Annotated in this window: 9 protein-coding genes; all 9 read right to left on the bottom strand. The window is 40.0% G+C overall.

Features of this window, described 5'->3' with window-relative positions:
- Nucleotides 1–159: 159 nt before the first annotated feature.
- The 9 genes from tsf to pgsA all read right to left on the bottom strand — a co-directional run bounded on the left by tsf (nt 160) and on the right by pgsA (nt 7,971).
- The gene (tsf, locus tag ATE34_RS09635; protein ID WP_061599230.1) at nt 160–1,200 is read right to left on the bottom strand and encodes a translation elongation factor Ts; all 1,041 of its coding nucleotides are present in this window, start codon (nt 1,198–1,200) and stop codon (nt 160–162) included.
- Between the two features lie 78 nt (nt 1,201–1,278).
- A complete protein-coding gene (gene rpsB / locus ATE34_RS09630; RefSeq protein WP_000268477.1) occupies nt 1,279–2,058 on the bottom strand; it encodes a 30S ribosomal protein S2 in 780 nt (259 codons plus the stop codon).
- Nucleotides 2,059–2,282: 224 nt separating this feature from the next.
- Nucleotides 2,283–3,524 (bottom strand): peptidoglycan hydrolase PcsB, encoded by a 1,242-nt coding sequence (gene pcsB, locus ATE34_RS09625; protein ID WP_084911887.1) that lies wholly within the window; start codon nt 3,522–3,524, stop codon nt 2,283–2,285.
- Between the two features lie 93 nt (nt 3,525–3,617).
- Nucleotides 3,618–4,112, bottom strand: coding sequence for a rod shape-determining protein MreD (mreD, locus tag ATE34_RS09620; RefSeq protein ID WP_001237923.1), 495 nt, complete (start codon nt 4,110–4,112; stop codon nt 3,618–3,620).
- A 2-nt stretch (nt 4,113–4,114) separates the two neighbouring features.
- Nucleotides 4,115–4,930: a rod shape-determining protein MreC gene (gene mreC, locus ATE34_RS09615; RefSeq protein WP_061599228.1), complete on the bottom strand. Its 816-nt coding sequence runs from the start codon at nt 4,928–4,930 to the stop codon at nt 4,115–4,117.
- A 60-nt stretch (nt 4,931–4,990) separates the two neighbouring features.
- A complete protein-coding gene (locus ATE34_RS09610) occupies nt 4,991–5,785 on the bottom strand; it encodes an energy-coupling factor transporter transmembrane component T family protein (protein WP_061599227.1) in 795 nt (264 codons plus the stop codon).
- Complete coding sequence (locus ATE34_RS09605) at nt 5,778–6,617, bottom strand: energy-coupling factor transporter ATPase (protein WP_061599226.1); 840 nt, start codon at nt 6,615–6,617, stop codon at nt 5,778–5,780. Before ATE34_RS09605 ends, ATE34_RS09610 begins: the two co-directional genes overlap by 8 nt.
- Nucleotides 6,602–7,429, bottom strand: a complete 828-nt coding sequence (locus tag ATE34_RS09600; protein ID WP_061599225.1) for an energy-coupling factor ABC transporter ATP-binding protein — start codon at nt 7,427–7,429, stop codon at nt 6,602–6,604. Before ATE34_RS09600 ends, ATE34_RS09605 begins: the two co-directional genes overlap by 16 nt.
- Nucleotides 7,426–7,971 carry a CDP-diacylglycerol--glycerol-3-phosphate 3-phosphatidyltransferase gene (pgsA, locus tag ATE34_RS09595; RefSeq protein ID WP_061599224.1) on the bottom strand — a complete coding sequence of 182 codons (546 nt, stop codon included), beginning with the start codon at nt 7,969–7,971 and terminating at the stop codon, nt 7,426–7,428. Before pgsA ends, ATE34_RS09600 begins: the two co-directional genes overlap by 4 nt.
- Between the last annotated feature and the right edge of the window lie 6 nt (nt 7,972–7,977).

Raw genomic sequence — 7,977 nt, 5'->3', positions numbered from 1 at the left:
TAAGTTCATAGATCTGAACTTTATCATCATAAGTTAATTTCATAGTAAAAACACCCCAAAAGTTAGATTTTTTCTGTCTAACTTTTGGGGTGCAGTTCAGTTTCTCAATTGGAAACCTCTAGCTTTTTTGTGGCTGAGAACTATTTTGTTTCAGATTCTTTAGTTATTCAAAGCTGCTGCCATTGTAGCTGCAACTTCAGCTTCAAAATCATTTGCAGCTTTTTCGATACCTTCACCAACTTCAAAGCGAGCGAACTCAACTACTAAAGCGTTAACTGAATCAAGGTAGGCTTCAACCGTCTTGCTGTCATCCATGATGTATACTTGTGCAAGAAGTGTGTATGCTTGGTCAACTTTAGTGTTGTCAAGCATGAAGCGATCCATTTTACCTGGGATGATTTTGTCCCAGATTTTTTCTGGTTTGCCTTCTGCAACCAATTCAGCTTTGATATCTTCTTCAGCTTGAGCAATCACTTCATCAGTCAATTGAGCTTTTGATCCATATTTCAAGTGTGGAAGAGCTGGTTTACCAACCATTGCACGGCTATCATTATCTTGGTCAATCACGTGGTTCAATTGTGCCAACTCATCTTTAACGAACTGCTCATCCAATTCTTTGTAAGAAAGAACTGTTGGTTTCATCGCAGCGATATGCATTGAGATTTGTTTAGCAAGTGCCTCATCTCCACCTTCGATGACAGAGATAACACCGATACGTCCACCATTGTGTTGGTATGCTCCAAAGTGTTGTGCATCAGTTTTTTCAAGCAAAGCAAAACGACGGAATGAGATTTTTTCACCGATTGTAGCTGTTGCAGATACATAGGCTGCTTCAAGAGTTTCACCTGAAGGCATTGTCAAGGCAAGAGCTTCTTCGTTGTTAGCTGGTTTTCCTTCAGCAATTACTTTAGCTGTAGCATTTACCAAGTCAACGAATTGAGCATTTTTTGCAACGAAGTCAGTTTCAGCATTTACTTCAACTACTGCTGCAACGTTACCGTTAACAAATACACCAGTCAAACCTTCAGCTGCAACACGGTCAGCTTTCTTAGCTGCCTTAGCCATACCTTTTTCGCGAAGCAATTCGATTGCTTTTTCGATATCACCTTCAACTTCAACCAATGCTTTCTTAGCGTCCATAACACCAGCACCAGATTTTTCACGCAACTCTTTAACAAGTTTAGCTGTAATTTCTGCCATTTTGATTCTCCTATATTTTTTAAAAATAGGAGAGCCGGGCTAAGCCCCGCCCTCCTAGGTAATGATTACTTATTTTAATTAAGCGTTGTCGCCTTCTACAACTTCAACGATTTCTTCGATTGAGTCTGCTTGAGCTTCTGAAGCTGCAAATTCAGCTTCAACTGCTGTTGCGTCTTCGCCTTGACGTCCTTCGATGATAGCGTCAGCCAATTTAGCTGTAATCAATTTAACCGCGCGGATAGCGTCATCGTTAGCTGGGATGATTACATCGATATCGTCTGGATCAGTGTTTGTGTCAACCATCGCTACAACTGGGATACCCAATTTTTTAGCTTCTTTAACAGCGATTTGTTCTTTATGTGGGTCAACTACGTACATTACATCTGGGATACGAGGCATATCTTCGATACCACCCAAGAATTTTTCAAGACGTGCACGTTGTTTGTTAAGAAGTGCAACTTCTTTCTTAGGAAGAACATCAAAGATTCCTTCTTCTTCCATACGTTTGATTTCTTTCAAACGAGCGATACGTTTTTGGATAGTTCCCCAGTTAGTAAGAGTTCCACCCAACCAACGGTGGTTGATGTAGTATTGACCTGAACGTTCTGCTTCCTCTTTAACAGCGTCAGCAGCTTGTTTTTTTGTACCAACAAACAATACAACTGCATCGTTAGCTGCCGCATCACGCATGAAGTCGTATGCTTGGTCAGCGTATTTTACAGTTTGTTGCAAGTCGATAACATGGATTCCGTTACGCTCAGTGAAGATGTACTTAGCCATCTTAGGGTTCCAGCGACGAGTTTGGTGACCAAAGTGTACACCAGCCTCAAGAAGTTGTTTCATTGAAATTACTGCCATGAGTATTTCTCCTTTTTGTTTTTTTCCTCTTCTCGATTTCAACTTGCAAAACGACCCGAGGGCAACAGTTTCACAATTCATCAAGAATGAGTATTATCGTTTACACGACAAGTTTCATTCTACCACATTTTAGCCATATTTTCAAGTGATTTTGATAGATTTCGGCCTTGCTTTCGATAAAAAATAATAAAAGAGACTCAAATCGAGCCTCTTTGTTTCATTCATTAGTTTGGATAGATATAAGTAACATAACCTTCAGAAGTTGTTGTTGGGTTGAACCATCCACGTTTGTTACCGATTGTACGATCTCCACCATAGTTTGATTCTGATACTTGAATGCTAGTTGTTGATGAAACTGCTGTAACAACCGCTACGTGTCCATATCCACCGTCATTCCAACATGCAATCGCACCAACTTGTGGAGTTGATCCAGTACGGAATCCTGCAGCCGCTGCACTTGTAGCCCACTGCGCTCCGTTACCCCAGTAATCTCCAGCCCAAGGTGCTAATGTTTTAGCTCCCCAAGTACATTCACCAGTTGGATAACTTGAAGCATTTGTACTGTATGTTGGACGCTGTCTAGTAGGAGTAGGTGCTGGAGTAGGTGCTGGAGTGTAGCTTGAGTCCTCGTCGTCAGATGCTGACGCTGATGCTGACGCTGACGCTGATGTAGATGTTGCTTGCACTTGAGCTGAGAAACTTGTGTTTCCAGAAGCAACAACTGATTGTTGTTGACTTGTTTGACGTGCTTTATAAGCTGCCTCTGCTTCAGCTGCTGCTTTCGCTTCTGCCTCTGCTGCTGCTTTTTGTTCCAACAAGGTAGCTTTCTCGCCTTCTGCAGTAGCTTTCTCTGCAGCAAGGTTCAACTCAGCAACTTTTAACTCCGCCTGTTTTGTTGTCAATGTTTGTGCATCGTCAGCAAGCTTTTGTTGGTTCGCAATTACAGTATTGATTGCTTCATTATTTGCAACTTGTTTTTCCGAGATTGATTTTTTATCAGCTTTTTGTTGCTCTAACATTTTGTTGTTAGCTGATACAATCTCGCTCATAGCCGCAACACGGGAAATAGCTTCTGTAATTGATTTTGAATTTACAATTGTATTGATATAGCTAGTTGCAGCACCGTTTGTTTGTGCGCTACGTGCTTGTTTTTCCAAAGATTCATTACGAGCAACAATGTTCTTAGAAAGCTCTGTAATTTCTCCTTCAAGTTTTTTAGATTCCGCCTGTAGTGTTTCATTTTCAGCTTGCAAGTTTGTTTGCTGTGTTTGAATAGCTGTAACTTGCGTTTGGATTTCATCTACCTGTTTTTGAGCTTCTTTTTGTTGGGCTGTCAAGTCACTAATCTTACTATCTTGAGCAGCAATTTTTTCATCAGTTGTTTCAGCGTGAACAGTTGTTAACACCGACACTTGAGACACTAATACTGTACTTAATAAAAGTGACGCTAAGATTTTTTTCTTCATATTGTGTAGATACTCCTTCTATTTAAGACATTACTAGTATACCAAAAAAAGACATAATAAATATTACGCCTTTGTTACATTTTTATTTCTTTCTTATAGATAATATTTTTCAAAAATATACTGGAAAATCACCATCCACAAAAAGTTTAAAATCATTGATGGGACAAGACTGTAGACAATGAAAACTGGCATTGATTCTACTGTCAGTCCCATAGCAAGGGCCAGGAGATAACTACCCATATCAAATAGGAAGCTCATCACAACTATTGTTAACATTCTCGTCCAACGGTTCAACAAAGTCACACTATTAAACTTGTGAAGTGAGGCACCTATCAAGATAAATAAAAGTGTCGCAATTCCTATCAAGTGGAAAAAATAGATATCGTACACCAAACCTGCTATACAGCAATAAGCTAGATAGAAGTATTCTGATACCTCAATTGTCTCAAACAAGAGAAATAAAAACAGGAAATGACTGGCTAAGTGAAAATGTGGATAAAAGGATTCTACTAATTGGCCAATATGTGCATCAATTAGCACAAGAAAAGGAAGTAAAAAGAAAATACCAACTTGTTTTAACAGTCTCATTGCTAATTCCCCACTAACTCTACCACATGAAGATCTTTAGTATCAGCACTTAACTTTACTGTTACCTCTCGTGTTAGATAATCACTGCTATGAGTTGTAGCAACAACCTCTCCAACAGGAATATCCTTAACATTAAAGTTTCCAAGCCCCCCTGTAGTCACCCTATCTCCAGCACTAATGTCGCTGTTACTGTTTAATTGACTAATTTTAAGAAGTTCGGTTTCTTTGTCATAACCAACGATAATTCCGTAAATTTCAGTAGAACCATGCAAGATTTTAACGGAAATTTTATCCGAATTTTCGGTATTTGTCAATAGGTTGACAGTCGTTGAATGATCCTCCACTTTTGAAACACTGCCAATCAAGCCCCCATTTGCAATGGCCAACATATTTTCAGAAGCACCCTTTGAACTTCCTGCATCTATCGTTAACTCTTGCTTCCAAAATACCGGTGAACGCGTAATTACATCTGCTGCTATGTTTTTTGTAGCCTGCAATTTTGACTTCATATCCAGCAACTGACGTAGTTGTTCATTTTCATTTTTTAAACTTTCTGATTGATTAGATTCTACCTCTAGTTGATAGAGCTGTTTTTTTAGACTTTCGTTTTCATTGTAAGTCCGCGTCAAATGTCCCAAATCTGATTTGAAAGTATCAAACCACTGAAAAGGTTTTTGAACAATTCTATCTACTAAGGAAATCCCATCTCCTAGTTTCATCACAATAGCGCTTGAATAGGTTGTCACTAATAGTACAGAAACTGCCAGAACTGTGACAAAAACGATGATTAGATATTTTGATTTTTTAAAACGGTTCATATTCCTACCTTTATACTAAAAATCTGCTACTGTGAACTTCTTATCAATCCTACAAACCTGCTAAGATTTTAAGAAAAATAAGAAACATCCCAGTACCAAAATCATAAGAATTGCCAGTGTATCCTTTTGACTCCATCTCAACTGTCTATACTGACTTCTACCCTTTCCTCCCTGATAGCCACGTGCTTCCATGGCTATTGCCAATGAATCTGCACGCTTTAAGCTCGTCGCAAAAAGAGGAATTAAAATTGGAATCATAGCCTTTACTTTTTGAACGATGCTTCCCTCGCCAAAGTCAACTCCACGAGCTTTTTGAGCATTCATAATTCTCGTCGTGTCATCCATCAGAGTTGGAACAAAACGCAAACTCATTGATAACATCAGACCAATTTCATGAACGGGAACTTTCACGCGTTTCAACGGTGCTAAAAGAGCTTCAACTGCAGCTGCCAGGCTCAAAGGCATGGTCGTTAAGGTTAGCAAGGTTGAAAAGAAAATAATCAACACAAAACGACAGAAAATGATTCCCGCTTGTTGCAAAGCATAATCCGTTATTCTTATAAAAGAAAACTCAAATAGGACATTTCCACTTGAAATGAAAAAGAGCTGAAAAAGAGTCGTAAAAGCAATCAGGAAGAACATGGATTTTAATCCCTGAACGAAAAATGAGAGAGAAACGCCTGACAAAGCGATAAATATACCTGTCGCTACAAACAGAATGAGATTGGTGAGGGGATTATTGGCCCAAAATACAATCAAAATCAACAGGATCATAGCGAGCAATTTACTACGGGGATCCAAGCGATGAATGATGGAATCTCCTGGTATATAACGTCCTAAAATCATACTATCCATTTAGCGACTCCTTAAACTCCTCTATCTTGATTGGCAGTTTTTTAAAAGCTACACCCCTATCTGCCAAACGTTTACAAAAGGCTGTGATTTTAGGCACACCTAACTGTACTTTTTCCATAGAGGCTACATCTTGGAAAACTTCGCACGGTTTGCCACTTTTGACCAAACGCCCCTTTTCCATAACATAGACCTGATCAGCATATGCAGCTACATCATCCATCAAATGCGTTACCAAGACGATTGTCATTCCAGAAAGGTGGAGTTCTTTAAACAAGGTCATCAATTCTTTTCTGCCCAAAGGATCTAGCCCTGCTGTCGGCTCATCCAAAACCAAGACAGTTGGCTCCATGGCCAGCATACCTGCTATAGCCACACGTCTCATTTGGCCACCCGAAAGTTCAAAAGGACTGCGCTCAAAGAGTGACTCATCGATACCTACCAAGGCTAACTTTTCACGCGCAATTTTCTTGGCTTCTTCCTCAGAAACTCCAAAATTTTGTGGTCCAAACGCAACATCTTTCAAAACAGTTTCTTCGAAAATCTGATTTTCAGCAAATTGAAAAACTAAACCGACTTGCTTTCGAATCTGGCGAATTTCTTTATTGGTTGATGTAGGGGTAATGACGGTATCAAAAACTCGAACAGAACCCTTGCTTGGAAGCAATAGGCCATTTAAAAGCTGTAAGATCGTTGATTTCCCACTACCTGTATGTCCTATCAAAGCAGTATAGGAGCCGTCCTCAATCGTCAAGGAAACATCAGCCAAGGCTGATGAAGATAGGGGAGTCCCCTCTTGATAGGTAAAGCTCACATTTTCTAGAGTAATTCCCATAACTTGTCCTCTAGCTCTCCTTCTGTCAAATAGCCATCCGGCAACTGATAACCAGTCTCTCTCAAAGATTCTCTCAATTGATTAGCAAAAGGCTCATCTAACCCTATCTGGTCAAGGTCATCCCGAGAAAAAAGTTCTCTTGGGCTGCTGGTTGACTCCACTTGGCCTTTTTTCATGACCAAGACACGGTCACTCATCGCAACTTCCTCTAAATCATGTGTAATGGAGACGACTGTCATCTGGTGGTCTTTTCGAATCTCTTGAACCGTCTGAATCAGTTCGCTGCGTCCCTCAGGATCCAACATACTTGTAGCCTCGTCCAAAATCAAAATAGCTGGCCTCAAGGCAACAACTCCTGCAATAGCCACCCGTTGTTTTTGTCCACCAGATAAACGAGCTGGTTCTCTCTTCTTAAAGTCCAGCATACCTACCAACTCCAAAGATTCAGCCACTCTCTTCTTCATTTCTTCTCGAGGAAGTCCCTGATTTTCTAATCCAAAGGCGACATCATCTTCAACAGTTGCCCCCACAAATTGGTTATCTGGATTTTGAAAAACCATACCAATTTGACGGCGTAAGTCCCAAACATTCTCAGAGGACAGCAATTGCCCATCTATCCAGATTTCCCCAGACTCTGCCTCAAGCAATCCATCAATCAAACGGATAGTTGTCGATTTCCCACTTCCATTATGACCTACAATCGAAAGCCATTCTCCCCGTTTCACGTGAAACGAGACATTATTAACATCATAATGATCCTGATCTTCCTTGTAACGAAAAGACAGATCTTTTACTTCAATAATCGATTTCATTTCGAACCAAATGTCCCTTTGAATATATGAGCGCTACCCTTGAAATAATCATAACCAGAGTAGATAGTGAAAAACAAAGCGATATAAAGCAACATTTGCCCAATTAAATTCCAATGTAAGAGCAAAAAGATAATGGCAAACATTTGACTAAAGGTCTTGATTTTCCCAGGCATCGCTGCTGCTAGAACTGTCCCTCCCGTCTCAACAAGCAACAAACGCAGGCCTGTCACCGCAAGTTCACGACAGATGATAATAGCAACAACCCAAGCTGGAGCCATACCCAACTCAATCAACATGATAAAAGCTGACATAACCAACAACTTATCCGCCATTGGATCTGCAAACTTTCCAAAGTTGCTAACCACATTCCATTTACGAGCAAGGTAGCCATCAAGATAATCCGTTATACTAGCAACTGCAAAGATGACTGCTGCTAGCAAATGACTGCCTTGTGAATGGCCCAAAGTCAAAATAAAAATAAAGAGAGGTATAAAGAGAATTCTACCAATTGTTAATACATTAGGGATTTGTTCTTTTTTCATTGGTTC

It is taken from the genome of Streptococcus oralis subsp. tigurinus, assembly GCF_002093545.1.
GTDB classification, from domain to species: Bacteria; Bacillota; Bacilli; order Lactobacillales; family Streptococcaceae; genus Streptococcus; species Streptococcus oralis_C.
This window is presented reverse-complemented; position numbering and strand designations above follow the sequence as displayed.

Excerpts from the sequence above, each read along its gene's own strand:
- pgsA (WP_061599224.1), bottom strand. The coding sequence starts at position 7,971 with ATGAAAAAAGAACAAATCCCTAATGTATTAACAATTGGTAGAATTCTC.
- ATE34_RS09600 (WP_061599225.1), bottom strand. The coding sequence starts at position 7,429 with ATGAAATCGATTATTGAAGTAAAAGATCTGTCTTTTCGTTACAAGGAA.
- pcsB (WP_084911887.1), bottom strand. The coding sequence starts at position 3,524 with ATGAAGAAAAAAATCTTAGCGTCACTTTTATTAAGTACAGTATTAGTG.
- ATE34_RS09610 (WP_061599227.1), bottom strand. The coding sequence starts at position 5,785 with ATGGATAGTATGATTTTAGGACGTTATATACCAGGAGATTCCATCATT.
- rpsB (WP_000268477.1), bottom strand. The coding sequence starts at position 2,058 with ATGGCAGTAATTTCAATGAAACAACTTCTTGAGGCTGGTGTACACTTT.
- tsf (WP_061599230.1), bottom strand. The coding sequence starts at position 1,200 with ATGGCAGAAATTACAGCTAAACTTGTTAAAGAGTTGCGTGAAAAATCT.
- mreD (WP_001237923.1), bottom strand. The coding sequence starts at position 4,112 with ATGAGACTGTTAAAACAAGTTGGTATTTTCTTTTTACTTCCTTTTCTT.
- mreC (WP_061599228.1), bottom strand. The coding sequence starts at position 4,930 with ATGAACCGTTTTAAAAAATCAAAATATCTAATCATCGTTTTTGTCACA.
- ATE34_RS09605 (WP_061599226.1), bottom strand. The coding sequence starts at position 6,617 with ATGGGAATTACTCTAGAAAATGTGAGCTTTACCTATCAAGAGGGGACT.